Consider the following 25,013-nt stretch of genomic DNA (forward strand, 5'->3'; position numbering starts at 1 on the left):
TAATCAGTGTTTTGCCGCGCTAAACTCTATAGGATACGCGGCGATAAATTTTTTAGCGGAACAGTGGAATGACTAATCAGGGCCTTTTGCAGCGCATCTTCAAATTGCAGGAACACGGAACCACCGTGCGTACCGAAGTGATTGCCGGTTGCACGACTTTCCTGACGATGGTGTACATCGTTTTCGTTAACCCGCAAATTCTCGGTGTGGCGGGCATGGATACGCAGGCGGTGTTTGTTACTACCTGCTTGATTGCCGCGTTCGGCAGCATTCTGATGGGGCTGGTGGCGAATCTGCCGGTAGCACTGGCACCGGCGATGGGCCTGAACGCCTTCTTCGCCTTTGTGGTGGTCGGTGCCATGGGTTATTCGTGGCAGATTGGCATGGGCGCGATTTTCTGGGGCGCATTAGGCTTGCTGATCCTGACGCTGCTGCGCGTGCGTTACTGGATGATTGCCAACATTCCGCTCAGCCTGCGCGTTGGCATCACCGCCGGTATCGGCCTGTTTATCGCCATGATGGGGCTGAAAAACGCCGGCATCATCGTGCCAAATGCTGACACCATCGTTGCCGTTGGCAATCTGACCTCACACAGCGTGCTGCTTGGGGCGCTCGGTTTCTTCATCATCGCGATTCTGGCTTCACGCAACATCCATGCGGCGGTGCTGGTATCGATTGTGGTGACGACCGCGCTGGGCCTGATTATTGGCGATGTGAAATTCAGCGGCGTGTTCGCGGCTCCGCCAGCGATCACATCCGTTGTGGGTCAGGTTGATATCAAAGGCGCGTTCAACATCGGCATGGCCGGGGTGATCTTCTCCTTTATGCTGGTGAATCTGTTCGACTCATCCGGCACGCTGATTGGCGTGACCGATAAAGCCGGGCTGACCGACGAGAAAGGCACTTTCCCGCGCATGAAGCAGGCGCTGTACGTTGATAGCATCAGTTCGGTGACCGGTTCGCTGATTGGTACCTCATCGGTGACCGCCTACATTGAAAGTTCGTCCGGCGTGGCGATCGGCGGTCGTACCGGCCTGATGGCGGTGATCACCGGGATTCTGTTCCTGCTGGTGATGTTCCTGTCACCGCTGGCGGCGATGGTGCCGTCTTATGCGGCGGCGGGCGCGCTGATTTACGTTGGCGTATTGATGACGGCGTCGCTGTCACGCGTGCAGTGGGACGATCTCACCGAAGCGGTGCCAGCATTCGTTACTGCGGCGATGATGCCATTCAGCTTCTCGATCACCGAAGGTATCGCGCTGGGCTTTATCTCTTACTGCGTGATGAAGTTGGGAACCGGCCGCTGGCGTGAAATCAGCCCGTGCGTGGTGGTGGTTGCGCTACTGTTCGTGCTGAAAATCGTCTTTATCGACGCCCACTAAACAGTAAAGGCCGCTAATGCGGCCTTTTTTACGGGTGTCCCATCTCATGCGGCGTGACCAAACTGGTCAGGCGCAGGGTTCGAGGCCCGATATTGGGTTTGCTGATCTCGACATCGCGCAGTGCTTGCCACTGCTGCGCGCCATCAATCTCCCACAAATGTAAGCGTTCAGTGCCGGGCGACAGCGCGCACGACCACACCAGCGTGGGCTCAGCATCACACACCGCCTGAATATCGGGGAACACGGTGGAACGCAGCCGACCGGCCGCAGGATGCAAACGCAGTGAATCAATACCGCTATCGGTTTCGCCGGTGAGCTTGAGAATGCTTTGGCGCAGCGTCCAGATTTGCGTCAGCGCTTCCATGAAATCCTGCTGCGCGTTGATCCAGGCTTTTTCGCCGGAAGAGAGATCCTGCGTCAGCATGTCCTGCGTTTGACGACTGTGCGCGCGCACAATTTCCATATCCAGTCCGGCGCGACCGCCTTCTTCGGCCAGCAGCACACCGATGGTGTTTCCGGCGTAGGAAATGCTGAAATCGGGCAGGTTGGCATCGGCAAAGCAGGGACGTCCGCTGCTGGTGGTCATCAGTGCGGGGAGTTCGCGAATGCCGTAGACGCGCAGCATCAGCTGAGCCAGCAGTTCGCGTGCGGCGAGAAAGCGTCCGCGACGCTTGTCAGCAAAGCGCTGAGCGCTGTTTATCACTTCCTGTGGCACCCGCATGTTCTCGGAAGAAAAGGGCGGATTACCTATCCAACGTACAAAATGACTAGCCATCTGTCGCTCCGTGAAAATGGTCGAATAATCATCAGTGCTATTGTAAGAATTTTCTCATGGGTTTGCATCCGGCTTAAGATGGAATAGGCGATATTTCAGATAAGGACGAAGCCGTACGGCAATCCCATTTGGCAACTTTGCATAGAACGCTTTTGCAGAAACATGCCGGATTGAGTGCCTAACTGTGTGATGTGGTGTAGGATTTGGGCAGTAAAACAGCACATCAAAGTGCGCTAACTCTTCATTCATCTGCCCATTGTGCGCATTGTAAAACAGGCACGTCGGAGTTTTTTTATGTCAGATACTGCTATTTCTCGCCAGGAATCGATCTCGCTTGATGAGTTTCGTCACGGCATGCGTCGCTTAACCGCGGGTGTTTCTCTGGTTACCACCGAATTTCAGGGCGAAAAGCTGGGGCTGATTGCGACGTCGGTCAGTTCGCTGGCGGCTGAGCCACCCAGTCTGCTGGTGTGCGTTAATCGCAGCGCATCCAGTCATGATGCCTTTATCGAAGCCGGCCATTTTGCCGTTAACGTGCTGCGTGAACAGCATGACGACTTGTGCGCCCAGTTCAGCCAATCCTCACGCCGCGCCGAGCGTTTTCAAAACGGTGCGTGGCAGACGCTGAATACCGGCTCGCCGATTCTGGCTGATGCGCTGGTGAGCTTTGATTGCCAGCTGGAGAAGGTGGTGGAGTGGAACACGCACAGCGTGCTGCTGGCGCGTATCGTGGGCATCGCTCTGCCAGGTGAAGCAGCAGAGCCGATGATCTACTTCAATAGCGGCTTCCATTCACTGGGATAACCGCGCAGAAAAGGGGCGTCGTGGGCTAAGCCCGACGCCTTTTCTCAATCAGGCAAAGGTGCTGGCTTCATCAAAGCCGAGACGCGGCAGACGCGCGTGCAGTTTGCTGGCTTCGCCATAGCCGAGATTGATCAGTAAGTTCACCTGCCATTTGCTCTCGCTAAAGAACGCGTCGTTCACTTTTGACGGATCGAAACCGGACATCGGGCCGGCATCCAGACCCAGCGAACGCGCGGCCAGAATCAAATAACCTGCCTGCAAGCTGCTGTTACGGAACGCGGTCTCTTTTGCCAGATCCGGGCTGCTGGTAAACCAGCTGCGCGCATCACCGTGCGGGAACAGCTTCGGCAGCGCTTCGTAGAATTCAGGATCCCACGCCACGATCACCGTTACCGGTGCGGCCATGGTTTTATCGACGTTGCCGGAGGAGAGCGCGGGTTTCAGCTTCTCTTTGCCTTCCTGCGAGGTCACAAACACAAAACGGCCCGGTGAGCAGTTAGCCGAGGTTGGGCCCAGCGCGGTCAGGTGATAGAGCTGCTTCAGCACGTCCTGAGAAACCGGTTTGTCCTGCCAATAGCTGTGGGTGCGGGCTTCATTGAACAGCGCGTTCAGCGCCACGCTGTCGAGCGTTGTACTCATGTTTCTCTCCTGTTCAGGCAGCAACTTGCGCCCAATATTTAGCATGAATAATGAATGTACCCAGCAGGACCTGTTCGCCGGGCAGTGATCGTTATACTGCAAAGGCGTTGGGGAGCCAAATAACAAAGACGCATGAATAACGGGATTGCGCACCCTACATTAGAACGCCGTAGGGTCGCCATTCATGGCGACCACGTAACATGCCATTACTTACCAATACAGAAACTGGAGAAGATTCTGCCCAGCAGATCGTCGGAGGTGAATTCACCGGTGATTTCGCTCAGCGCCTGTTGCGCTAACCGTAACTCTTCTGCCAGCAATTCGCCGGCCCACGCGCCTAACAGCTGATGCTTGCCCTGCTGCAAGTGCGTTGCGGCTAACTCCAGTGCTTGCAGATGGCGGCGGCGGGCGAGGAATCCGCCTTCCATATTGCCGGCAAATCCCATGCTCTGTTTCAGGTGATCGCGTAGCGCTTCCACACCTTCACCGGTGCGCGCCGAGAGACGAATCAGTGAGTGGCCGTTCACTTCGGTTAGGCCCAGCACTTCGCCGGTCATATCCGCTTTGTTACGCACCACGGTAATCGGTAGCGCTTCCGGCAAGCGGGCAACAAAATCTGGCCAAATCGCGGCGGCTTCGGTCGCGTCAGTGGTGGTACCATCGACCATAAACAGCACGCGATCGGCCTGCTCGATCTCCTGCCACGCGCGTTCAATACCTATGCGCTCGACCTCGTCGCTGGCTTCACGTAAACCGGCGGTATCGATGATGTGCAGCGGCATGCCGTCGATATGGATGTGCTCGCGCAGGACGTCGCGCGTGGTGCCAGCGATATCGGTGACAATCGCCGCCTCGCGCCCGGCTAAGGCATTCAGCAGGCTCGATTTTCCGGCATTCGGACGACCGGCAATCACCACTTTCATCCCTTCGCGCAGCAGGCTGCCCTGACGTGCTTCGGCACGCACGCCGTCGAGGTCACCGATCACCACATTGAGCTGGGCTTCGATTTTGCCGTCGGAAAGGAAATCGATCTCTTCATCTGGGAAGTCGATGGCCGCTTCCACATAGATGCGCAGGTGAGTAAGTGCTTCCACAAGCGCATTGATGCGCAGGGAAAACGCGCCTTGCAGCGAGTTCACCGCCGAGCGGGCGGCTTGCTCTGAACTGGCATCGATCAGATCGGCAATCGCTTCGGCTTGCGCTAAATCGAGCTTGTCGTTAAGGAAGGCGCGTTCCGAGAATTCACCTGGCTGGGCAATGCGCAGGCCGGGCAGCGCCACGATGCGCTTGAGCAGCAGGTCGAGAATCACCGGGCCGCCGTGGCCTTGCAGCTCCAGCACATCTTCACCGGTAAAGGAGTTCGGGCCAGGAAACCACAGCGCAATGCCCTGATCGAGCACGCTGCCATCGGCGTCGGTAAAGGGCAGATAGTCGGCATAGCGCGGTTTTGGCAGCTTGCCGAGCACGGCTTGCGCCACCTCAGCGGCTTTGGCGCCGGAGATACGCAGAATGCCGACGCCGCCGCGGCCGGGAGGCGTCGCCTGGGCAACGATAGTGTCGCTGTGGCTCATGATTCACCTTTTCTCAAAACAAAAAAACAGGGCGACATAAATGCCGCCCCTTAATTATACGCTGCTGCTGATTGCAGTCAGACGTTACGCTTTCTTCTTGTCGCGGCTATGCAGACCACGTTTTTCCAGGCCGCGATAAATCAGCTGCTGCTGGAGAATGGTCACCAGGTTGCTGACGATGTAGTACAGCACCAGACCTGATGGGAACCACAGGAAGAACACGGTGAAGATAACCGGCATGTAGGTCATGATCTTCTGCTGCATCGGATCGGTCACGGTGGTCGGTGACATCTTCTGAATGAAGAACATGGTGATACCCATGATGATCGGCAGAATGTAGTACGGATCCTGCGCTGACAGGTCATGAATCCATAGAATAAACGGCGCATGACGCAGTTCAACCGAGCCTGACAGCATGTAGTACAAGGCCAGGAAGATTGGCATCTGGATAACCAGTGGCAGACAGCCGCCCAGCGGGTTCACTTTCTCCGCCTTATACAGCGCCATCATTTCCTGACTCTGCTTCTGCTTATCATCACCCAGACGTTCACGCATCGCCTGAATCTTCGGCTGCAGCATACGCATCTTCGCCATGGAGGTGTACTGCGCTTTAGTCAGCGGGTACATGATGCCACGCACGATGAAGGTGATAACGATAATGGAGAAGCCCCAGTTACCGATAAAGCTGTGGATGAACTTCAGCAGCTTAAACAGCGGCTGAGAGATGAACCACAACCAGCCGTAATCGACGGTCAGATCCAGGTGAGGCGCGATGGCTGCCATCTGATCCTGAATTTCCGGGCCTACCCACAACGTTGCGCCGAGATCTTGCTGTGCGCCTGCGCCAACGGTAACCGGTGCAGATTTGTAGCCAATTGCTGCTACGCCATTGCCGAGGTTAGTGGTGTACAGCGTGTTGTTACCCTGCGTGCGCGGCACCCAGGCGGTAGCAAAGTACTGTTGCAGCATCGCCACCCAACCATTGCTGGTGGTGGTGTTCAGGTTCTCGTTATCCGCGATGGTGTCGAATTTATATTTTTCGTATTTCGCATCGCTGGTTGAGTACGCTGCGCCACGGAAGGTGTGCAGAGCAAAGTTGTTGCTGCCGGTATCGCGGTGCTTAGGCACGTCGATGGTCTGCTTCAGCTGACCAAACATCGACACTTCCAGCGGCTGCTGAGTGGTGTTGTTGATGTTGTAGTCAACGTTTACCGCATATTCACCGCGCTTGAAGACGAAAGTCTTGGTGTAAACCACGCCGTTTTCACCGGTCCAGGTCAACGGTACGCGCAGTTCGCTCTGGCCATCCGCCATCACGAAGCTATCTTGCGAAGTGGTATACAGCGGACGTGCGCCATTGTTCGGGTTATCCGGACCGTTACGGCCCGTTAAGCCGCTCTGCGCCTGATAAACGAAGGCGGGTGTGGTTTCAAGCAGCTGGAACGGTGCATCTGAACCCAGTTTGTCCGGGTAAGTCAGCAGCTGAGCCTGCTCAATATCGCCACCACGCGTATTGATGTTGAGTGACAGGACATCTGTCTTAACGGTGATCGTTTTGCCCTGTCCGCTAGCCGGCACGCCGGAAGTGGCGGCATCACCCGCTGCGCTGCTTGTGTTTTGCGTGGTCTGGGTTTGCTGTGGCTGCGGAGCGTGGTCCGTCTGCCAGGCTTGCCAGATCATAAAAGACACGAACAGAAAAGCGATGAGAAAGAGATTGCGTTGCGAATCCATCGTTAATGTTCTCTGGTATCAAAGGTTTTTGGCGGCACAGGATCGTCACCACCCGGGTTCAAAGGGTGGCATTTTAATACGCGTTTTATCGTCAACCAACTGCCTTTTACAACGCCAAAGCGGCGTAAGGCCTCAATCCCATACTGCGAACAGGTGGGATGGAACCGGCAATGAGGTCCCAGCAGTGGGCTGATGGCGCGTTGATAAACGCGTATCAGGGCAATCAGGAGCCGCGAGCCAGGCGACAGTGACGACGCCATAGTTTCTCCAACGCTTCCGTCAGCGCACGGTTATCCAGGTCAGCAATCCCTTTTTTAGCCACGATCACAAAATCCATTGCAGGGAGCTCATGTTGACGCAGACGAAAGCTTTCGCGGGTCAATCGCTTGATCCGGTTGCGTTCATGGGCACGTTTTACATGTTTTTTTGCGACGGTGAGACCGATGCGGGGATGCCCCAGCGCGTTAAGTCGGCCGAGTATGGTGATTTGCGGCGTACCGGCTCGTTGTGGCTGCTGGAAGACGAAAGTGAAATGAGTGGGAGTTAACAAACGTAACTCCCTGGGAAATGCGAGCTTAACCACGAGGGTTAGCTTTATTACTTAGAAACGGTCAGACGAGAACGGCCTTTAGCACGACGACGTGCCAGAACCTGACGACCATTTTTTGTTGCCATACGAGCACGGAAACCGTGTGAACGGTTGCGCTTCAGTACGGACGGTTGAAAAGTGCGTTTCATGGCGATTTCTACCTAAACTTGAAAATTTTCACTGGGTGACGCGTTTTCGGGCCAGTAAATCGACCAACGCCTCAATGTGTCTTTAATAAAGAGGCGGGATTGTAATAATTGTACAGTCCAGAGTCAATTTACTTCGCTGGTCGCGGCACCTGGAAACCCAGATACAGCCCGCTGATTCCGGGCATCAAGGCTTCACGCAATAATGCCGGGTGGGGAATTATACGGGCTGTGGGTTAAAGCGCAAGGATCGCGCAGGATCTTCTTGCGATCAATTTGCAGATTTGTTGCGCAGAAACGAGAGCTCGCCAGAAAAATTACCGCTTTCAGCCACATTAACGCTGGCTTTTTTCGCAGAAAGCGTAAACTCATTATCGCTTCAGCAGCCTGTGGATAAATTGGATCAAAACTGTGTAGAAAGGGAAGATCTCTGTGCGGCTTTACGTTATGATCCGCCCTTCCGCTGACGATCCTCACTGCGATCGCCGGGGAAGACTACCGCGAATAGCGGTCGCAGGCGCTTTCCAACCGTCTGTGTCTAAAAATTACGTTTCTATTTATTAGCGCCTAAAATTCTTATCGATTTTGTACGAGTGGAGTCCGCCGTGTCACTTACGCTTTGGCAACAGTGTCTTGCCCGTTTGCAGGATGAGCTTCCTGCCACCGAATTCAGCATGTGGATTCGTCCGCTGCAAGCTGAATTGAACGACAATACGCTGACCTTGTATGCACCAAATCGGTTTGTACTCGACTGGGTTAGAGATAAATATCTCAATAGTATCAATGGGCTGCTGAATGAATTCTGCGGTGCAAATGTGCCGTTACTGCGTTTCGAAGTCGGCACGCGTCCTGCCGCTCAGGTAACAACCAGCCAACCGGCGATGGCCACTTCCAGTTACAGCGCGCCTGCACCGATTGAAAATCGTCCCGCGCCGACGCAAATCCTGCGCCCAAGCTGGGATTCGGTGCCTGCGCCGGCGGATGTTACTTACCGCTCCAATGTGAATAACCGTCACAACTTCGACAACTTCGTTGAAGGTAAATCGAACCAGCTGGCGCGCGCGGCGGCACGTCAGGTGGCGGATAATCCTGGCGGCGCGTATAACCCACTGTTCCTTTATGGCGGCACCGGCCTGGGTAAAACTCACCTGTTGCACGCGGTGGGTAACGGCATTATTGCGCGCAAGCCTAATGCCAAAGTGGTGTACATGCACTCTGAGCGTTTTGTGCAGGACATGGTTAAAGCCTTGCAGAACAACGCTATTGAAGAGTTTAAGCGTTACTATCGCTCGGTTGATGCGCTGCTGATCGATGACATTCAATTCTTTGCCAATAAAGAGCGCTCGCAAGAAGAGTTCTTCCATACCTTCAATGCGCTGCTGGAAGGCAACCAACAGATCATCCTGACCTCGGATCGCTATCCAAAAGAGATCAACGGCGTAGAAGATCGCCTTAAATCCCGTTTTGGCTGGGGATTAACCGTGGCGATCGAGCCGCCTGAACTGGAAACGCGCGTCGCGATCCTGATGAAGAAAGCCGATGAAAACGATATTCGCCTGCCGGGTGAAGTCGCCTTCTTTATTGCTAAGCGTTTACGTTCCAATGTCCGCGAGCTGGAAGGCGCGCTGAACCGCGTGATTGCCAACGCGAACTTTACCGGTCGCGCTATTACCATCGATTTCGTGCGCGAAGCGTTGCGCGATCTGCTGGCGCTGCAGGAAAAGCTGGTCACCATTGATAATATTCAGAAAACGGTGGCCGAGTATTACAAAATTAAAGTGGCGGATTTGCTGTCGAAACGCCGTTCGCGTTCGGTAGCGCGTCCGCGCCAGATGGCGATGGCGATGGCGAAAGAGCTCACCAACCACAGCTTGCCGGAGATTGGCGATGCGTTTGGTGGCCGCGACCATACCACCGTGCTTCACGCTTGCCGTAAAATCGAGCAGCTGCGTGAAGAGAGCCACGACATCAAAGAAGATTTCTCTAACCTCATTCGAACACTATCTTCCTGACGCATATGAAATTTATTGTAGAACGTGAGCAGTTACTGAAGCCACTGCAACAGGTTAGCGGTCCACTTGGCGGACGCCCGACGCTGCCGATCCTCGGAAATTTACTGCTGCAGGTTAGCGAAGGCTCGCTGCGCTTGACCGGTACCGATCTGGAAATGGAAATGGTAGCCCGTGTTGCGCTGACGCAGCCACACGAGCCGGGCGCCACCACGGTTCCCGCGCGTAAATTCCTCGATATTTGCCGCGGTTTGCCGGAAGGCGCTGAGATCAGCCTGACGCTGGAAGGCGACAGAATGCTGGTGCGTTCTGGCCGCAGCCGTTTCTCGCTGTCAACGCTGCCCGCCAGCGACTTCCCGAATCTGGATGACTGGCAGAGCGAGGTGGAATTCACCTTGTCGCAGGCGACGCTGAAACGCCTGATTGAAGCCACGCAGTTCTCAATGGCGCATCAGGATGTGCGTTATTACCTCAACGGTATGCTGTTCGAAACTGAAGGCGAAGAGTTGCGTACCGTCGCCACCGATGGTCACCGCCTTGCAGTGTGCTCTATGCCGATTGGTCAGGCGCTGCCGAACCATTCGGTGATCGTGCCGCGTAAAGGTGTGATTGAGTTGATGCGTTTGCTCGACGGTGGCGAAACGCCGCTGCAGGTGCAAATCGGCAGCAGCAACATCCGCGCACACGTTGGCGACTTTATCTTTACTTCGAAGCTGGTTGATGGCCGTTTCCCGGATTATCGCCGCGTATTGCCGAAGAATCCCGACAAAGCGCTGGAAGCCGGCTGTGATATTTTAAAACAGGCGTTTGCGCGTGCGGCGATTCTCTCGAATGAGAAATTCCGCGGCGTTCGCATCTATATCACCGAAAATCAGCTCAAGATCACGGCGAATAACCCAGAACAGGAAGAAGCGGAAGAGATGCTGGATGTCTCTTACAACGGCACCGATCTGGAGATTGGCTTCAACGTCAGCTACGTGCTGGATGTGTTGAATGCGCTGAAGTGCGAGAACGTGCGTTTGCTGCTGACCGATGGCGTATCGAGCGTGCAGATTGAGGATGTCGCCAGTCCAGCCGCAGCCTATGTCGTGATGCCAATGCGCTTGTGATCATGCCATTCCCCCTCCCACTTGTGGGAGGGGGCTAGGGGGAGGGACAGCGAGCAGTTACGCGATTTTGCTGTCTTTCCCCCACCCAGCCTCCCCCGCAAGCGGGGGAGGTGAAAACCACTTCGACCCGGACTTTTCATGGCTTTAACCCGCCTCCTGATTAAAGATTTTCGCAACATCGAGCAAGCCGATCTGGCTTTAGCGCCGGGGTTTAATTTCCTTGTTGGTGCCAACGGCAGCGGCAAAACCAGCGTGCTGGAGGCGATTTACACGCTGGGGCACGGTCGCGCATTTCGCAGTTTGCAAGCGGGCCGCGTGATTCGTCACGATCAGGACGCCTTTGTGTTGCACGGCCGCATTGAAGGCAGCGAACGTGAAATGTCGGTTGGCCTGACAAAAAATCGTGCTGGCGACAGCAAAGTGCGTATTGATGGCAGCGATGGTCACAAAGTCGCCGAGTTAGCGCAGCTGCTGCCGATGCAGTTGATTACGCCGGAAGGATTTACCCTGCTCAATGGCGGTCCAAAATACCGTCGTGCCTACATCGATTGGGGCTGCTTTCACGCCTCGCCCGGTTTTTTCCATGCCTGGAGCAATTTGCGTCGCCTGCTGAAACAGCGCAATGCGGCGCTGCGTCAGGTTTCGCGCTATAGCCAGATTCGTCCGTGGGATCAGGAACTGGTGCCGCTGGCCGAGCAAATCAGCGCCTGGCGCGCCGAATACAGCGCGGCGATTTCCCGCGAGATCATCGCCACCTGCGGCCAATTTTTACCGGAGTTTGAGTTGGCATTCTCTTTCCAGCGCGGCTGGGATAAAGAGAGCGATTACGCCGACCTGCTGGAACGCAATTTCGAGCGCGACCGCGCGCTCACCTACACCGCCAGCGGCCCGCACAAAGCCGATTTTCGTATTCGTGCAGAAGGCACGCCGGTGGAAGATTTACTCTCACGCGGTCAATTAAAACTGCTGATGTGTGCGTTGCGCTTAGCGCAGGGCGAATATCTGACGCGCAGCAGCGGACGTCGCTGTTTGTATTTGATTGATGACTTTGCCTCAGAGCTGGATGACACCCGTCGTCGGCTGTTAGCTGAACGCCTAAAAGCCACGCAGGCTCAAGTATTTGTCAGCGCCATTGGTGTCGAGCATGTAATCGACATGAGTGATGAAAAGGGCAAGATGTTCCGCGTGGAACAGGGTAAAATAGTGGTTCAACCTGAAGATTAAATGAGCGAGAAACGTTGATGTCGAATTCTTATGACTCCTCAAGTATCAAAGTCCTTAAAGGGCTTGATGCGGTACGCAAACGCCCGGGTATGTACATCGGCGATACGGATGACGGCACCGGTCTGCATCACATGGTATTCGAAGTCGTGGATAACGCAATCGACGAAGCGCTCGCCGGTCACTGTAGTGATATTACCGTTACTATTCATGCAGATAACTCTGTCTCAGTGCAAGATGATGGCCGTGGTATTCCTACCGGCATTCACCCGGAAGAGGGCGTCTCTGCTGCTGAAGTGATCATGACCGTCCTGCACGCAGGAGGTAAATTTGATGATAACTCGTATAAAGTTTCCGGTGGTCTGCACGGCGTTGGCGTTTCAGTCGTAAATGCCCTGTCGCAGAAGCTGGAGCTGACCATTCGCCGTGAAGGCAAAGTGCATCAGCAGGTTTATCAGCACGGCGTGCCGCAGGCACCGCTGGCGGTTTCCGGTGATACCGATGCAACCGGTACTCGCGTGCGTTTCTGGCCGAGCTATGAAACCTTCACCAATGTGATTGAGTTTGAATACGAAATCCTGGCGAAACGCCTGCGTGAACTGTCGTTCCTGAACTCTGGCGTCTCGATTCGTCTTGAAGACAAACGCGACGGCAAGAACGATCACTTCCACTACGAAGGCGGCATCAAGGCGTTCGTTGAGTATCTCAACAAGAACAAAACCCCGATTCACCCAACGGTGTTCTACTTCTCGACTGAGAAAGATGGCATTGGCGTGGAAGTGGCGCTGCAGTGGAACGATGGTTTCCAGGAAAACATCTACTGCTTCACCAACAACATTCCACAGCGCGACGGCGGTACGCACCTGGCCGGCTTCCGTGCCGCAATGACGCGTACGCTGAATGCCTACATGGATAAAGAAGGCTACAGCAAAAAAGCTAAAGTCAGCGCGACCGGTGACGATGCGCGTGAAGGCCTGATTGCTGTAGTTTCCGTGAAAGTGCCGGATCCGAAATTCTCTTCTCAGACCAAAGATAAGCTGGTCTCTTCTGAAGTGAAATCGGCGGTTGAGCAGCAGATGAACGAACTGCTGGCAGAATACCTGCTGGAAAACCCGTCTGACGCGAAAATCGTGGTCGGCAAAATCATCGATGCGGCGCGTGCGCGTGAAGCTGCACGTCGTGCACGTGAAATGACTCGCCGTAAAGGCGCGCTGGATTTGGCCGGTCTGCCGGGCAAACTGGCCGACTGTCAGGAGCGCGATCCGGCGCTGTCTGAAATCTACCTGGTGGAGGGTGACTCTGCAGGCGGATCAGCTAAACAGGGTCGTAACCGTAAGAATCAGGCGATTCTGCCGCTGAAGGGTAAAATCCTGAACGTGGAGAAAGCGCGTTTCGACAAGATGCTCGCTTCGCAGGAAGTTGCCACGCTGATCACCGCGCTGGGCTGTGGTATCGGCCGTGATGAATACAATCCGGACAAACTGCGTTATCACAGCATCATCATCATGACCGATGCGGACGTCGACGGCTCGCACATTCGTACGCTGCTGTTGACCTTCTTCTACCGTCAGATGCCAGAAATCGTCGAACGTGGTCACGTCTATATTGCGCAGCCGCCACTGTACAAAGTGAAGAAAGGCAAGCAAGAACAGTACATTAAAGACGACGAAGCGATGGATCAATATCAGATTTCCATCGCGCTTGACGGCGCAACGCTGCACACCAACGCCAGCGCACCGGCATTGGGCGGTCAGCCGCTGGAAACGCTGGTGGCTGATTTCAACGGCACGCAGCGCATGATCAAACGTATGGAGCGCCGTTTCCCTACGGCTCTGCTGCGCGGCCTGATCTACCATCCGACCTTAAGCGACCTCAGCAATGAAGCCGACGTGAAGGGCTGGATCGACGGTTTAGTGGCGTATCTGACCGAGCGTGAAGCGCACGGCAGCAGCTATCTGGCCCATGTTCGCGCCAACCATGAGCAGAACCTGTTTGAACCGGTGCTGCGTGTGCGTACGCACGGCGTTGATACCGATTATCCGCTGGATAGCGAGTTCATCGATGGACCGGAATACCGCAAAATCTGTGCGCTGGGCGAGCAGCTGCGTGGCCTGATCGAAGAAGATGCCTATATCGAACGTGGCGAACGTCGTCAGCCGGTCACCAGTTTCGAGCAGGCGATTGAGTGGCTGGTGAAAGAGTCGCGTCGCGGTCTGTCAGTACAGCGTTATAAAGGTTTGGGTGAGATGAACCCAGAGCAGCTGTGGGAAACCACTATGGATCCCGATAGCCGTCGCATGTTGCGCGTGACCATCAAGGATGCGATTGCTGCCGATCAGCTGTTCACCACCTTGATGGGCGATGCGGTAGAACCACGTCGCGCCTTCATCGAAGAGAATGCGCTGAAAGCCGCCAACATCGATATCTAATCGACACGGCAAAACGTAAAAACCCTTCCCCGGTGGAAGGGTTTTTTGTTTTCAGCGTGGGACGGAGAAACGGAAGCAGGCGCCCGATGTTTGATCATCCAGTCGGATATCACGCTCATGCAGCTGCAGGATGCGGCGCACCACCATCAATCCCAAACCTCCGCTGTTTTTGCGCGTGCTAGCATGCGTCAACGCCGATGGACGTTCAAACAAGGTGGCACGTAACGTTTCCGGAATGCCCGGCCCGGAATCTTTCAGGCTGACTTCTACCTCTTGTGCAGCGCTGCGCAGTTTCACCTCAATGGTTCCCGCTTCTGGCGTATGTTTGATGGCATTGTCCAAGAGGTTAGTCAGCACGCGATCGATCATCGAAACATCCGCATTTACCTGAGGTAGCTGATCGGGCATATCCACCACAAAACGGATGTTGCGCGTGCTGGCCATCAACTCAAACTTCTGCACCACATCGTAAGTCAGCTCTGAGAGGCTAAACATTTCGCGGTTGGGCTTGATCACGCCATATTCCAGCTGCGCCAGCTCAAAAAGCTGCTGCGCCAGCATGCTGACTTTCTGGCTTTGCGATAGCGCGATATGAAGATAACGCTGGCTCTCAGCCGATTTCAGGCTGTCTGATTTATACAGCAAAGTTTCGAGATAGCCGTGCAAGGTGGTCAACGGCGTACGCAAGTCGTGCGAGATATTAGCGACAAAATCGCGGCGCAGCTGGTCCTGATAAGCCAGCTTTTCCCACTGGAAGGCGACGCGGCGCGCCATGCCAACAAAGGCACCTTGCAACAAACTGACTTCGTCTTTTTCGTGTGGTTTTGGCAACGGAAGTTCAGCGAGTTGTTTAATCTCGGTCATATCGTCGCGGTTAAGTTGACGTACGCGCTGCGTTAACTGCCGCATCGGTCGCGTGATTAAACTAAACGCCACCGCGCCCGCCGTCAGACCAAATAACACCACCAGCAAAGAAGACCACAATGACGTGCGCATAAGAATGTCGATCTGCGCTTCCTTCGCCAGTTGGTGATAATTCTCGCCCTGTAAAATCACATAGAGATAACCGGCTGGCTGGCCATTTAGAGCCAGCGGAGCGACGCTAAACACCTTATTTTCCTGCAGATTACGCGGATCATCACCGTAAACCGGCGACGTAGCGTCATTAAGCTGCGCCTTGATCGGCGCCAGGCTCACGCTGGTACGTTTGATATGATCAGGCGGTGCCGCATCGGCGAGAATATTGCCCTGCAAATCCAGCAAATAGACTTCCACACTGGGATTGAGCACCATCAAATCACTAAACAACGCCTTCATCAGCGGCAGATTCACACCTTGCTCACCAATCATATTGGGATTGAGGCTGGCGATACTGCGCGCTAATCCATCGGATAAACGCTGCACCACCGCGCTGCCATATTGCGCGTTGACGCGGATCTGCATCCAGCCTGACAGCAGTGTGCAAAGTAACAGCAAGGAAGCAAAAACCAGCGCCAGGCGCTGGCTGAGTGTCAGGCGTTTCATCATCTATAACCTAGTTCGCTGGCAGCGAAAATTTATAGCCTTTTCCCCACACCGTCAGGATGTAGAGAGGTTCGGCGGGATTATCTTCAATTTTCAACCGTAAACGGTTGATGTGTGTGTTCACGGTATGTTCATAACCATCGTGCTGGTAACCCCAAACCTGATTGAGCAGATTGAGGCGGGAAAACACTTTTCCGGGATGCTTAGCGAAGTGGTAAAGCAGGTCAAATTCACGCGGTGTCAATGTGACGGGTTTATTATGCAGCCAGACTTCACGCGCCACCGGATCAATCATCAACGCATTGAGGTGTAAGGTGCCGGCTTCCATGCGTGAATTTAAGTTCATCGCTTCCTGACGACGAAACAGCGCTTTAAGTCGCGCCACCAACTCCAGCACCGAAAAAGGCTTCGGCAGATAATCATCTGCACCCAACTCAAGCCCCAATACGCGATGCACTTCACTGGATCGCGCGCTGATCATAATGATTGGCGTATAGCGCTTCATGGCGCGTGCCCGGCGGCAGATTTCCAGCCCATCAATACCGGGCAACATCAAATCGAGAATCAAGGCGTCCCAATGCTGGGATTCCAGTAACTGTACGGCGAGGTTACCGTCGGCCGCATGCGTCACATCATAACCTTCATCCTGAAAGTTTAAGCGGAGAACGTCGGCGATTCCGCTGTCATCTTCGACGATAAGTACTTTTTTTGCGTCGTTCATCATCCCTTCCTGCTTCGCTAATTTAATCAATATTACCGCTTAAAGCCCCTCGGAGTTTTCACATTTTGTTTAACTCGACGTGAGGCTTTGGTGAACAACAATTGGCCACAATAGCATTCAGATTTTGGCCTCTCCGTTCAGACATGGATGGAAATTAAGAGAAATGACGGCGCCTAATCCAGGGGAAATGGCTGACGTTGATAAGCCAAATGGAAAGTAAACAGAGAATGAGCTCATTACCGTATTGAGACATTTCTTGTCATCGGGTTTGGTGTGCTGAAGGCAGAATGCGGCCTGACTTAACAGAAGGGACCGGTTAAATGGATATGCAGATGGATGAAAAACCAGGATGTTCAGCGGTGATCCATCCTTGGTGGCTGCGGGTTTGTCACTGGATGAATGCCGCAGCCATCGTGATCATGACGTTGAGTGGATGGCGCATTTACAACGCGTCGCCACTGTTTGATTTTCGCTTTCCGGGTGAAATCACCCTCGGCGGCTGGTTGGGTGGCGCTTTGCAATGGCACTTCGCTGCCATGTGGATTTTTGCCGCGAATGGCGTGATTTATCTGGCGATGAATGTGGTAACCGGACGCTTTGCTAAGAAATTTCTGCCGCTGAGCGTAAGCGGAATCCTGCGGGATGCGATGAACGCGCTGAAAGGCAAGTTGGCTCACGCGGATTTACGCCAATACAACAATGTGCAGCGCGCCGCGTACCTGTTTGTGATGGTGGATTGCCTGTTGCTGGTGCTGTCGGGTTTAGTGCTGTGGAAATCAGTGCAGTTTGGATTACTACGTGATCTGCTGGGCGGCTATGAAGCGGCACGTTACATCCATTTTTATGCGATGACAGCGCTGGTGGGATTTGTCGCGGTGCATATTGTGATGGTCGCGCTGGTACCAAAAACCCTACTTGCCATGTTGCGCGGACGCTAAGGAGAGCGAAATGAAAAAAATAAATGTCGATCTTTCGCCTGGCGATGCAGATGCGTTGGTTAAAGAAGCGCAGCAGTTACTGGCGCGCAAACTGGACTCCTCATCGCGTCGCCGCTTTTTACGTCAGGGCTTAACGCTCGGCGGCGTAGTGATGCTAACCGGCTGCGATCTCAGTGATAAACCGGACGTTGAAGGCGTGCTAAATAGCTTTTCCCGCTTCAACGATCGCGTGCAGAGCTGGCTGTTTAATCCGGCGAATTTGTCACCGGAATACAGCGCCGATCGTATCTCGCAATCCTTCCCGTTCAATGCTTTTTACGGTGAAGAGGACATTCCACAGATCAACGGCGATCGGTGGCGTCTGGAGATTGCCGGACTAGTAAATGATAAACGCAGCTGGTCGCTGCCTGAGCTCTACAACATGCAGCAGATTGATCAAATCACACGGCATATCTGCGTGGAAGGCTGGAGTGAGATTGGTCGCTGGGGCGGCGTGCGTTTTGCTGATTTCCTGAAACTGATTGGCGCCGATACCAACGCCAAATATGTCAGCTTCAAGTGTGCGGATGATTACTACACCAGCATCGATATGGCATCGGCGCTGCATCCGCAAACCATCATGGCGTTGAGCTGGGATGGACGAATTCTACCGCCTGAATATGGTTATCCGATGAAAATCCGTATTCCCACCAAACTGGGATACAAAAATCCGAAACATATTCAGGTGATTGAAATAACCAATCGTTATACCGGTGGTTACTGGGAAGACGAAGGCTACAACTGGTTCGGCGGAAGCTGATCCTTTAATCCGGTGCCTTATTGCGCCAACACCTTTTATAAACCTAAAAAACTGTAAGGAAACACCCTATGAAAAACGTAATCGTAGCAACCTTTATCGCTTCAATGATGACCATGTCTGTAGCTTATGCTGCTGATACAATGGGCAAAGATGCCATGAAGAAAGATGAGATGGGCATGAAGAAAGACGCCATGCACAAAGACGAAATGGGCATGAAGAAAGACGCCATGCACAAAGACGCAATGGGCATGAAGAAAGACGCCATGAAGAAAGACGAAATGGGCATGAAGAAAGATGCCATGCACAAAGATGAAATGGGCATGAAGAAAGATGCCATGAAGAAAGACGAGATGGGCATGAAGAAAGATGCCATGAAGAAAGATGAAATGGGCATGAAAAAAGACGCAATGAGCCACTAAGATCATCCTCTTACTCCATGAATGCCGGGCCATCACGATAGTGATGGCCTTTTTCTTTACGGAGGAAAAAATCTGAAGTCAGGCGCGAAACTGGTCAATGTGAGCTGAATCGCGCTAGCATTGATCAAAACCCTGACTCAACGAGGACGTTATGGCTATAAAACTGGTTGCAATCGATATGGACGGCACGCTACTCAATCCGCAGCACGAGATCACGCCTGCAGTTAAATCGGCCATTGAACGCGCACATAAAAAAGGTGTGATGGTGGTGCTCACCACCGGCCGTCCGTTCGTCGGCATTCAGCGCTATCTGATGGAGCTGAATCTGGTTGATGAAGGCCAATATTGCATCAGCTACAACGGTGCGCTGGTGCATCGCGCTAATGATGGCGAGTGCGTCGCGGAAATCACCTTGGGTTTTGACGACTATCTGTATATCGAACAGCTGGCGCGCGATCTTGGTGTCCACTTCCAGGCCTTCGATAAATCTTTCCTCTATACGCCGAACAAAGACATCAGCGAGTTCACTATCCACGAAGCGAGCCTGACCGGCATTCCGGTGCGCTATCGTTCCGTAGAAGAGATGGATCGCGCCACGCGTTTTCCTAAGCTGATGATGATCGATAAACCCGATCTGCTGGATTCTGCCATTCAGCGCTTGCCGCAGCAGGCACGCGACAACTACACCATTCTCAAAAGCGCACCTTATTACCTCGAAATCCTCGATGCCCGCGTGAATAAAGGTCAAGGCGTGAAGATGCTGGCTGAAAAGCTCGGCCTGGCGCGTGAAGAGGTGATGGCGATTGGCGATCAGGAAAACGATCTGGCGATGATTGAGTATGCCGGAACCGGCGTAGCAATGGGCAATGCGATTGATTCCGTGAAGAAAATCGCGCAGTTCATTACCAAAACCAACATGGAAGACGGCGTAGCGCACGCCATTGAAGAGCTGGTGCTGTAAACCCTTCTTATTCTGCCTCCCGCTGTGATTGGGTCACCATAAATGGTGACCCTACAAATCTCACCAAGCCTTCGTAGGGTCGCCATTTATGGCGACCTTATCGCGTTATGACACACAAGTTGTCTATTTTGTGATCCACATTGTAGTACAACTTATCACTATGGTACTACAATCGACGGCGCAGGTCAGGGCGGCCGTTAGGCTTCGCCAGGCGAAAGCAGTAATCTGATGCGTACCTGCCTTTCATTGAATGGAACATCATGACGCAAGAACAACTAAGCAAAACAGAGCGCATCATCCTGACGCTGGGTGAAGAGATTGTGGCCGGTAAGTTTGTGCCCGGCGCGGCGTTACCCGCGGAAGCGGAGCTGTGTGAACGCTTCGGCACCTCGCGCAACATCATCCGCGAAGTGTTTCGCTCGCTGATGGCGAAACGTCTGATGGAGATGAAACGCTATCGCGGCGCGTTCGTCACGCCGCGCAATCACTGGAACTATCTGGATAGCGACGTATTGCAGTGGGCGCTGGCGCACGATCAGGACCCGCGTCTGATTGCCGCCATGAACGAAGTGCGTGTGCTGGTCGAGCCGCAGATTGCGCGCTGGTCTGCCGAACGCGCCACCTCAAGCGATCTGGCTGCGATTGAACTGGCGTACAACGACATGGTTGCCAACCACCTCAATCGTGATGCCTTTAATGAAGCGGACATCCGCTACCACGAAGCGGTGCTGAATTCGGTACACAATCCGGTGCTGCAGCAGCTCAACGTGGCGATCAGCCAGCTGCAAAAAGCGGTGTTCGCGCAAACCTACATGGCGGACGAAGGCAACATGCCGCGCACGCTCGCCGAACACAAAGCGCTGTTCGATGCCATTCGTCATCAGGATGGCGATGCTGCCGAGCAGGCGGCGAAAGCGATGATTGCCAGCTCAACGGCGCGACTCAAGGAGATTATGTGACCAGCTATATCGCGATTGATTGGGGCTCAACCAACCTGCGCGCCTGGCATTATCAAGCCGGTGTTTGCATCGATGAGCGTCGTTCGGAAGCTGGCGTCACGCGCCTGGGCGATCGCACACCAGCCGAGGTGTTTGCCAGCGTCACCGCAGGTTGGCCAGTCAACGACGTGCCGGTGGTGATGGCGGGCATGGTAGGCAGCAATGCCGGCTGGCGGTCGGTGCCGTATCTCTCCTGTCCGGTGGCGCTGAGTGAAATCGCTAGCCGCCTTACGCGCGTTGAGGATAAAGCGTGGATCGTGCCGGGATTGAGCGTCGAACGTGCCGACAACTACAACGTTATGCGCGGTGAAGAGACGCAGCTGCTTGGCGCGCTGGAACTGCAGCCTGCGCCGCTCTATGTGATGCCAGGAACGCACGCCAAATGGGTGCAGATGGAACAGGATCGCGTGCTGGATTTCCGCACCGTGATGACCGGTGAACTGCATCATCTGCTGCTCAAACAGTCGCTGATTGGCGCAGGTTTACCCGAGCAGCAAGAGAACGCGGCGGCTTTCCGCGCAGGTGTGCAAGTCGGCAGCAACGATGTCTCGATTTTGTCGCGCCTGTTTGAAGTTCGCGCTTCACACGTGCTCGGCGCGCGCGATCGCCGCCATATCAGCGACTTTCTTTCAGGCTTGCTGATTGGTCACGAAGTGGCGTTGATGACGCAACGGGCCGACGCCACCAGCCAACCGATCACCATTATTGCCGGTAGCGCGCTGGCGCAACGTTATCAGCAGGCGCTGCAGTTTATCGGTGTGGATTCAGTCACGCTGGAAGGCGATCGTGCTTTCCAGCACGGAATAAGGAGTATTGCGAATGTCCTGGCAAACTAAAGTCCCGCTGATCGCCATTCTGCGCGGCATCACGCCGGATGAAGCCGAAGCGCACGTCGGCGCGCTGATTGAAGCGGGTTTCGATGCGATTGAAATCCCGCTCAACTCGCCGGAGTGGGCGAAAAGCATCGGCGCGATGGTGAAAACCTTCGGCGATAAAGCGCTGATTGGCGCCGGTACGGTGCTGAATCCGGCGCAGGTCGATGAGCTGGCGACGCTGAACAGCAAATTAGTCGTCACGCCGAACACCGATGCTGCGGTGATCCGCCAGGCGGTCGCCAAAGGGATGATCGTTGCTGCCGGTTGCGCCACCGCGACCGAAGCGTTCACCGCCTTACAGGCCGGTGCGCAGGCGCTGAAAATTTTCCCGTCGTCAGCCTTTGGTCCGGGCTACATCAAAGCGCTGAAAGCGGTACTGCCGCCAGAAGTGCCGGTGTTTGCCGTGGGCGGCGTGACGCCGGAAAACCTGCATGAATTTATGGCCGCAGGCTGCATTGGCGCGGGTCTGGGCAGCGATCTCTATCGCGCCGGTCAACCGCTGTCGCGCACTGTGGAACAGGCTCGCGCATTTATTGCTGCATATAAGGACGCTGTACGATGAAAATTACCAAACTGACTACTTACCGCCTGCCGCCGCGCTGGATGTTCCTGAAAATCGAAACTGACGAAGGCATCGTTGGCTGGGGCGAACCGGTGATTGAAGGCCGCGCGCGCAGCGTGGAAGCGGCGGTGCATGAGCTGTCGGAATACCTGATTGGTCAGGATCCGGCGCGCATCAACGATTTATGGCAAGTGATGTATCGCGGCGGTTTCTATCGCGGCGGCCCGATTCTGATGAGCGCCATCGCCGGTATCGATCAGGCGTTGTGGGATATCAAAGGCAAAGCGCTCGGCGTGCCGGTTTATCAACTGCTCGGCGGATTAGTGCGTGACAGCATTAAAGCCTACAGCTGGGTGGGCGGCGATCGTCCGGCCGATGTGATTGATGGCATCAAGAAACTGCGCACCATCGGTTTTGATACCTTCAAACTCAACGGCTGCGAAGAGATGGGCATTATCGATAACGCGCGCAAAGTCGATGACGCGGTGAATACCGTGGCGCAGATCCGTGAAGCCTTCGGTAAAGAGATTGAATTTGGCCTCGATTTCCACGGCCGCGTCAGCGCGCCAATGGCAAAAGTGCTGATCAAAGAGCTGGAGCCGTATCGCCCGCTGTTTATCGAAGAGCCGGTGCTGGCGGAGCAGGCGGAATATTATCCGCGTCTGGCGGCGCAGACTCATATTCCGATCGCCGCTGGCGAGCGCATGTTCTCGCGCTTCGAGTTCAAACGCGTGCTGGAAGCGGGTGGACTGGCGATTCTGCAACCGGATCTGTCACACGCGGGCGGCATCACCGAGTGCTACAAAATTGCCGCGATGGCCGAATCTTACGATGTGGCGCTGGCTCCACACTGTCCGCTGGGCCCGATCGCGCTGGCTGCGTGCCTGCACGTTGACTTCGTCTCGCGCAATGCGGTGTTCCAGGAGCAGAGCATGGGGATTCACTATAATCAGGGCGCTGAACTGCTCGATTACGTGATCAATAAAGACGATTTTAAAATGGATGACGGTCATTTCTATCCGTTAAATAAACCGGGTCTCGGCGTGGAAATCAACGAAGAGCTGGTGATTGAACGCAGTAAAAATGCACCTGACTGGAGAAACCCACTTTGGAGATTCCCCGATGGTTCCGTTGCTGAATGGTAAATACCCGTCATAATTCAAGCTGCAGAGGCGTTGGCTGCGCTCATTCACCCCAGTCACTTACTAGTGTAAGCTCCGGGGGATTCATTCGCTTGCCGCCTTTCTGCAACTCGAATTCTTTAGGGTATTAAATTTTATTAAATCTCGATAATTATATGCCGGTGAAATAAGGCATAGGGCTTCGCTCAGCCTGTTTCCCGGCACAGCTTATTTACCGCTTACGCGGTTTTACCTTTTATATCGCTACCCTACATTTGCCGGGGCGTGCTCTGTCGCGCCTAAACGGCAAAACCGATTACGGAGAAACACCATGGATCTCTCTGCTGTTCAGGCCAAACCGACGCGCCGTCGTTATATCACGCTGCTGATGATATTTATTACGGTGGTCATTTGTTATGTCGATCGCGCTAATTTAGCCGTCGCTTCCGCGCATATTCAGGAAGAGTTCGGTATTACCAAAGCGCAAATGGGTTATGTATTCTCGGCCTTTGCCTGGTTATATACGTTGTGCCAGATTCCCGGCGGCTGGTTCCTCGATCGCGTGGGCTCACGCTTAACCTATTTTATTGCCATCTTTGGCTGGTCGGTGGCGACGTTACTGCAGGGTTTTGCCACCGGCTTATTATCGTTAATTGGTCTGCGTGCGATAACCGGCATATTTGAAGCGCCGGCTTTCCCGACCAATAACCGGCTGGTGACCAGCTGGTTCCCGGAGCAGGAGCGCGCTTCCGCCGTCGGCTTCTACACGTCCGGTCAGTTTGTTGGCCTGGCGTTCCTCACGCCATTACTGATCTGGATTCAGGAACTGCTGAGCTGGCATTGGGTGTTCATTATTACCGGCGGCATTGGCATCATCTGGTCGTTCATCTGGATCAAGTTCTATCAAGCGCCGAGCCAGAGCAAAGGCATCAATAAAGCCGAGCTGGAATACATCCGCGAAGGCGGCGCGATGGTGGATGGCGACGCACCAAGCGAAAAGAAAACCCGCACCAAACTCACCGCCGCCGACTGGAAACTGGTGTTCCACCGCAAGCTGTGCGGCGTCTATCTCGGCCAGTTCGCCGTCACATCCACACTGTGGTTCTTCCTCACCTGGTTCCCGAACTATCTAACGCAGGAAAAACACATCGCGGCGCTCACCGCGGGCTTCATGACCACCGTGCCATTCCTCGCGGCATTCGTTGGCGTGATTCTGTCGGGTATCGTCGCTGATCGTCTGGTGCGCAGCGGCCGTTCGCTAGGCTTTGCGCGCAAAACGCCGATCATCTGCGGTCTGCTGATCTCCACCTGCATCATGGGCGCGAACTATACCAACGATCCAATATGGATTATGACGCTGATGGCGATCGCCTTCTTCGGCAACGGCTTCGCCTCAATTACCTGGTCGCTGGTCTCCTCGCTGGCACCGGTGCGCCTGATTGGTTTGACCGGCGGCATGTTCAACTTTGTTGGCGGCCTGGGCGGCATCACCGTGCCGCTGGTGGTGGGCTATCTGGCGCAGGATTACGGCTTTGCACCGGCGCTGGTGTATATCTCGGCGGTAGCGCTGATCGGCGCGCTGTCCTACATCCTGCTGGTCGGTGATGTAAAACGCGTAGGTGAATAAATTCGCGCGATGAATCGCGCCGCTACAAATACGTGCACAATCCGTAGCGGCGCAATTCATTGC

At 54.5% G+C, this 25,013-nt stretch carries 24 protein-coding genes; 15 read left to right on the forward strand and 9 right to left on the reverse strand.

All coding sequences use genetic code 11. The features are described from left to right. Window positions 1-68: 68 nt before the first annotated feature. Window positions 69-1,382: an NCS2 family permease gene (locus HX773_RS22045; RefSeq protein WP_101763902.1), complete on the forward strand. Its 1,314-nt coding sequence runs from the start codon at window positions 69-71 to the stop codon at window positions 1,380-1,382. A 28-nt stretch (window positions 1,383-1,410) separates the two neighbouring features. Here the strand turns inward: HX773_RS22045 and HX773_RS22050 are convergent, their stop codons facing one another. Continuing rightward, window positions 1,411-2,157 carry a 4'-phosphopantetheinyl transferase superfamily protein gene (locus HX773_RS22050; protein WP_176973328.1) on the reverse strand — a complete coding sequence of 249 codons (747 nt, stop codon included), beginning with the start codon at window positions 2,155-2,157 and terminating at the stop codon, window positions 1,411-1,413. 294 nt (window positions 2,158-2,451) lie between these two features. Here HX773_RS22050 and HX773_RS22055 point away from each other — a divergent pair, with 294 nt between their 5' ends. Beyond that, the gene (locus HX773_RS22055) at window positions 2,452-2,961 is read left to right on the forward strand and encodes a flavin reductase family protein (protein WP_176973329.1); all 510 of its coding nucleotides are present in this window, start codon (window positions 2,452-2,454) and stop codon (window positions 2,959-2,961) included. Between the two features lie 48 nt (window positions 2,962-3,009). On the opposite strand, the gene HX773_RS22060 is transcribed toward HX773_RS22055, so the two are convergent. The 6 genes from HX773_RS22060 to rpmH all read right to left on the reverse strand — a co-directional run bounded on the left by HX773_RS22060 (window position 3,010) and on the right by rpmH (window position 7,640). Beyond that, window positions 3,010-3,600, reverse strand: coding sequence for a malonic semialdehyde reductase (locus tag HX773_RS22060; protein ID WP_176973330.1), 591 nt, complete (start codon window positions 3,598-3,600; stop codon window positions 3,010-3,012). Window positions 3,601-3,806: 206 nt separating this feature from the next. After that, window positions 3,807-5,171, reverse strand: a complete 1,365-nt coding sequence (gene mnmE / locus HX773_RS22065) for a tRNA uridine-5-carboxymethylaminomethyl(34) synthesis GTPase MnmE (protein WP_008105304.1) — start codon at window positions 5,169-5,171, stop codon at window positions 3,807-3,809. An 84-nt stretch (window positions 5,172-5,255) separates the two neighbouring features. Continuing rightward, window positions 5,256-6,902 (reverse strand): membrane protein insertase YidC, encoded by a 1,647-nt coding sequence (yidC, locus tag HX773_RS22070; RefSeq protein ID WP_176973331.1) that lies wholly within the window; start codon window positions 6,900-6,902, stop codon window positions 5,256-5,258. Window positions 6,903-6,904: 2 nt separating this feature from the next. Then, entirely contained in the window at window positions 6,905-7,162 is a 258-nt protein-coding gene (gene yidD / locus HX773_RS22075) for a membrane protein insertion efficiency factor YidD (RefSeq protein WP_007893564.1), read from the reverse strand. Then, a complete protein-coding gene (rnpA, locus tag HX773_RS22080; protein WP_036648555.1) occupies window positions 7,126-7,485 on the reverse strand; it encodes a ribonuclease P protein component in 360 nt (119 codons plus the stop codon). The genes yidD and rnpA overlap by 37 nt, the downstream gene beginning before the upstream one ends. A 14-nt stretch (window positions 7,486-7,499) precedes the next feature. Then, window positions 7,500-7,640, reverse strand: coding sequence for a 50S ribosomal protein L34 (gene rpmH, locus HX773_RS22085; protein WP_003849659.1), 141 nt, complete (start codon window positions 7,638-7,640; stop codon window positions 7,500-7,502). A gap of 602 nt (window positions 7,641-8,242) precedes the next feature. Between rpmH and dnaA the strand changes: the two genes are divergently transcribed. The 4 genes from dnaA to gyrB all read left to right on the forward strand — a co-directional run bounded on the left by dnaA (window position 8,243) and on the right by gyrB (window position 14,405). Next, the gene (gene dnaA / locus HX773_RS22090) at window positions 8,243-9,649 is read left to right on the forward strand and encodes a chromosomal replication initiator protein DnaA (protein WP_008105301.1); all 1,407 of its coding nucleotides are present in this window, start codon (window positions 8,243-8,245) and stop codon (window positions 9,647-9,649) included. A gap of 5 nt (window positions 9,650-9,654) precedes the next feature. Next, entirely contained in the window at window positions 9,655-10,755 is a 1,101-nt protein-coding gene (gene dnaN / locus HX773_RS22095; protein WP_176973332.1) for a DNA polymerase III subunit beta, read from the forward strand. 138 nt (window positions 10,756-10,893) lie between these two features. Beyond that, the gene (gene recF / locus HX773_RS22100; protein ID WP_176973333.1) at window positions 10,894-11,979 is read left to right on the forward strand and encodes a DNA replication/repair protein RecF; all 1,086 of its coding nucleotides are present in this window, start codon (window positions 10,894-10,896) and stop codon (window positions 11,977-11,979) included. A 17-nt stretch (window positions 11,980-11,996) separates the two neighbouring features. Next, window positions 11,997-14,405 (forward strand): DNA topoisomerase (ATP-hydrolyzing) subunit B, encoded by a 2,409-nt coding sequence (gene gyrB, locus HX773_RS22105; protein ID WP_008105298.1) that lies wholly within the window; start codon window positions 11,997-11,999, stop codon window positions 14,403-14,405. A 51-nt stretch (window positions 14,406-14,456) separates the two neighbouring features. Here the strand turns inward: gyrB and HX773_RS22110 are convergent, their stop codons facing one another. Beyond that, window positions 14,457-15,929 carry a HAMP domain-containing sensor histidine kinase gene (locus tag HX773_RS22110; RefSeq protein ID WP_176973334.1) on the reverse strand — a complete coding sequence of 491 codons (1,473 nt, stop codon included), beginning with the start codon at window positions 15,927-15,929 and terminating at the stop codon, window positions 14,457-14,459. Between the two features lie 10 nt (window positions 15,930-15,939). Continuing rightward, window positions 15,940-16,650 carry a response regulator transcription factor gene (locus HX773_RS22115; RefSeq protein ID WP_176973335.1) on the reverse strand — a complete coding sequence of 237 codons (711 nt, stop codon included), beginning with the start codon at window positions 16,648-16,650 and terminating at the stop codon, window positions 15,940-15,942. A 326-nt stretch (window positions 16,651-16,976) separates the two neighbouring features. Between HX773_RS22115 and HX773_RS22120 the strand changes: the two genes are divergently transcribed. The 9 genes from HX773_RS22120 (at window position 16,977) to HX773_RS22160 (ending at window position 24,950) form a co-directional block, all read left to right on the forward strand. Beyond that, window positions 16,977-17,588, forward strand: a complete 612-nt coding sequence (locus HX773_RS22120) for a cytochrome b/b6 domain-containing protein (protein ID WP_176973362.1) — start codon at window positions 16,977-16,979, stop codon at window positions 17,586-17,588. Between the two features lie 10 nt (window positions 17,589-17,598). After that, on the forward strand, window positions 17,599-18,387 hold the full coding sequence (locus HX773_RS22125) for a molybdopterin-dependent oxidoreductase (protein ID WP_176973336.1): 789 nt from the start codon (window positions 17,599-17,601) through the stop codon (window positions 18,385-18,387). A gap of 68 nt (window positions 18,388-18,455) precedes the next feature. Beyond that, complete coding sequence (locus HX773_RS22130) at window positions 18,456-18,806, forward strand: hypothetical protein (protein WP_176973337.1); 351 nt, start codon at window positions 18,456-18,458, stop codon at window positions 18,804-18,806. Between the two features lie 151 nt (window positions 18,807-18,957). Then, window positions 18,958-19,767: a sugar-phosphatase gene (gene yidA, locus HX773_RS22135; protein WP_176973338.1), complete on the forward strand. Its 810-nt coding sequence runs from the start codon at window positions 18,958-18,960 to the stop codon at window positions 19,765-19,767. A 260-nt stretch (window positions 19,768-20,027) separates the two neighbouring features. Continuing rightward, entirely contained in the window at window positions 20,028-20,726 is a 699-nt protein-coding gene (locus HX773_RS22140; RefSeq protein WP_101763893.1) for a FadR/GntR family transcriptional regulator, read from the forward strand. Further along, on the forward strand, window positions 20,723-21,601 hold the full coding sequence (locus HX773_RS22145) for a 2-dehydro-3-deoxygalactonokinase (RefSeq protein WP_176973339.1): 879 nt from the start codon (window positions 20,723-20,725) through the stop codon (window positions 21,599-21,601). The genes HX773_RS22140 and HX773_RS22145 overlap by 4 nt, the downstream gene beginning before the upstream one ends. Beyond that, on the forward strand, window positions 21,585-22,202 hold the full coding sequence (locus HX773_RS22150; protein ID WP_061719996.1) for a 2-dehydro-3-deoxy-6-phosphogalactonate aldolase: 618 nt from the start codon (window positions 21,585-21,587) through the stop codon (window positions 22,200-22,202). Before HX773_RS22145 ends, HX773_RS22150 begins: the two co-directional genes overlap by 17 nt. Continuing rightward, entirely contained in the window at window positions 22,199-23,347 is a 1,149-nt protein-coding gene (gene dgoD / locus HX773_RS22155; RefSeq protein WP_007893527.1) for a galactonate dehydratase, read from the forward strand. Before HX773_RS22150 ends, dgoD begins: the two co-directional genes overlap by 4 nt. 307 nt (window positions 23,348-23,654) lie before the next feature. Then, a complete protein-coding gene (locus HX773_RS22160; RefSeq protein ID WP_176973340.1) occupies window positions 23,655-24,950 on the forward strand; it encodes an MFS transporter in 1,296 nt (431 codons plus the stop codon). Window positions 24,951-25,013: the final 63 nt, after the last annotated feature.

Origin of the sequence: Pantoea sp. B9002, assembly GCF_013385945.1 — a bacterium.
Lineage (GTDB): Bacteria > Pseudomonadota > Gammaproteobacteria > Enterobacterales > Enterobacteriaceae > Pantoea.

Coding starts and splice junctions, on each gene's coding strand:
- dnaN (WP_176973332.1), top strand. CDS start 9,655: ATGAAATTTATTGTAGAACGTGAGCAGTTACTGAAGCCACTGCAACAG.
- HX773_RS22110 (WP_176973334.1), bottom strand. CDS start 15,929: ATGAAACGCCTGACACTCAGCCAGCGCCTGGCGCTGGTTTTTGCTTCC.
- HX773_RS22115 (WP_176973335.1), bottom strand. CDS start 16,650: ATGAACGACGCAAAAAAAGTACTTATCGTCGAAGATGACAGCGGAATC.
- rpmH (WP_003849659.1), bottom strand. CDS start 7,640: ATGAAACGCACTTTTCAACCGTCCGTACTGAAGCGCAACCGTTCACAC.
- recF (WP_176973333.1), top strand. CDS start 10,894: ATGGCTTTAACCCGCCTCCTGATTAAAGATTTTCGCAACATCGAGCAA.
- HX773_RS22050 (WP_176973328.1), bottom strand. CDS start 2,157: ATGGCTAGTCATTTTGTACGTTGGATAGGTAATCCGCCCTTTTCTTCC.
- HX773_RS22150 (WP_061719996.1), top strand. CDS start 21,585: ATGTCCTGGCAAACTAAAGTCCCGCTGATCGCCATTCTGCGCGGCATC.
- HX773_RS22140 (WP_101763893.1), top strand. CDS start 20,028: ATGACGCAAGAACAACTAAGCAAAACAGAGCGCATCATCCTGACGCTG.
- HX773_RS22125 (WP_176973336.1), top strand. CDS start 17,599: ATGAAAAAAATAAATGTCGATCTTTCGCCTGGCGATGCAGATGCGTTG.
- HX773_RS22160 (WP_176973340.1), top strand. CDS start 23,655: ATGGATCTCTCTGCTGTTCAGGCCAAACCGACGCGCCGTCGTTATATC.
- HX773_RS22120 (WP_176973362.1), top strand. CDS start 16,977: ATGCAGATGGATGAAAAACCAGGATGTTCAGCGGTGATCCATCCTTGG.
- HX773_RS22060 (WP_176973330.1), bottom strand. CDS start 3,600: ATGAGTACAACGCTCGACAGCGTGGCGCTGAACGCGCTGTTCAATGAA.
- yidA (WP_176973338.1), top strand. CDS start 18,958: ATGGCTATAAAACTGGTTGCAATCGATATGGACGGCACGCTACTCAAT.
- yidC (WP_176973331.1), bottom strand. CDS start 6,902: ATGGATTCGCAACGCAATCTCTTTCTCATCGCTTTTCTGTTCGTGTCT.
- mnmE (WP_008105304.1), bottom strand. CDS start 5,171: ATGAGCCACAGCGACACTATCGTTGCCCAGGCGACGCCTCCCGGCCGC.
- HX773_RS22055 (WP_176973329.1), top strand. CDS start 2,452: ATGTCAGATACTGCTATTTCTCGCCAGGAATCGATCTCGCTTGATGAG.
- yidD (WP_007893564.1), bottom strand. CDS start 7,162: ATGGCGTCGTCACTGTCGCCTGGCTCGCGGCTCCTGATTGCCCTGATA.
- HX773_RS22045 (WP_101763902.1), top strand. CDS start 69: ATGACTAATCAGGGCCTTTTGCAGCGCATCTTCAAATTGCAGGAACAC.
- HX773_RS22130 (WP_176973337.1), top strand. CDS start 18,456: ATGAAAAACGTAATCGTAGCAACCTTTATCGCTTCAATGATGACCATG.
- gyrB (WP_008105298.1), top strand. CDS start 11,997: ATGTCGAATTCTTATGACTCCTCAAGTATCAAAGTCCTTAAAGGGCTT.
- dgoD (WP_007893527.1), top strand. CDS start 22,199: ATGAAAATTACCAAACTGACTACTTACCGCCTGCCGCCGCGCTGGATG.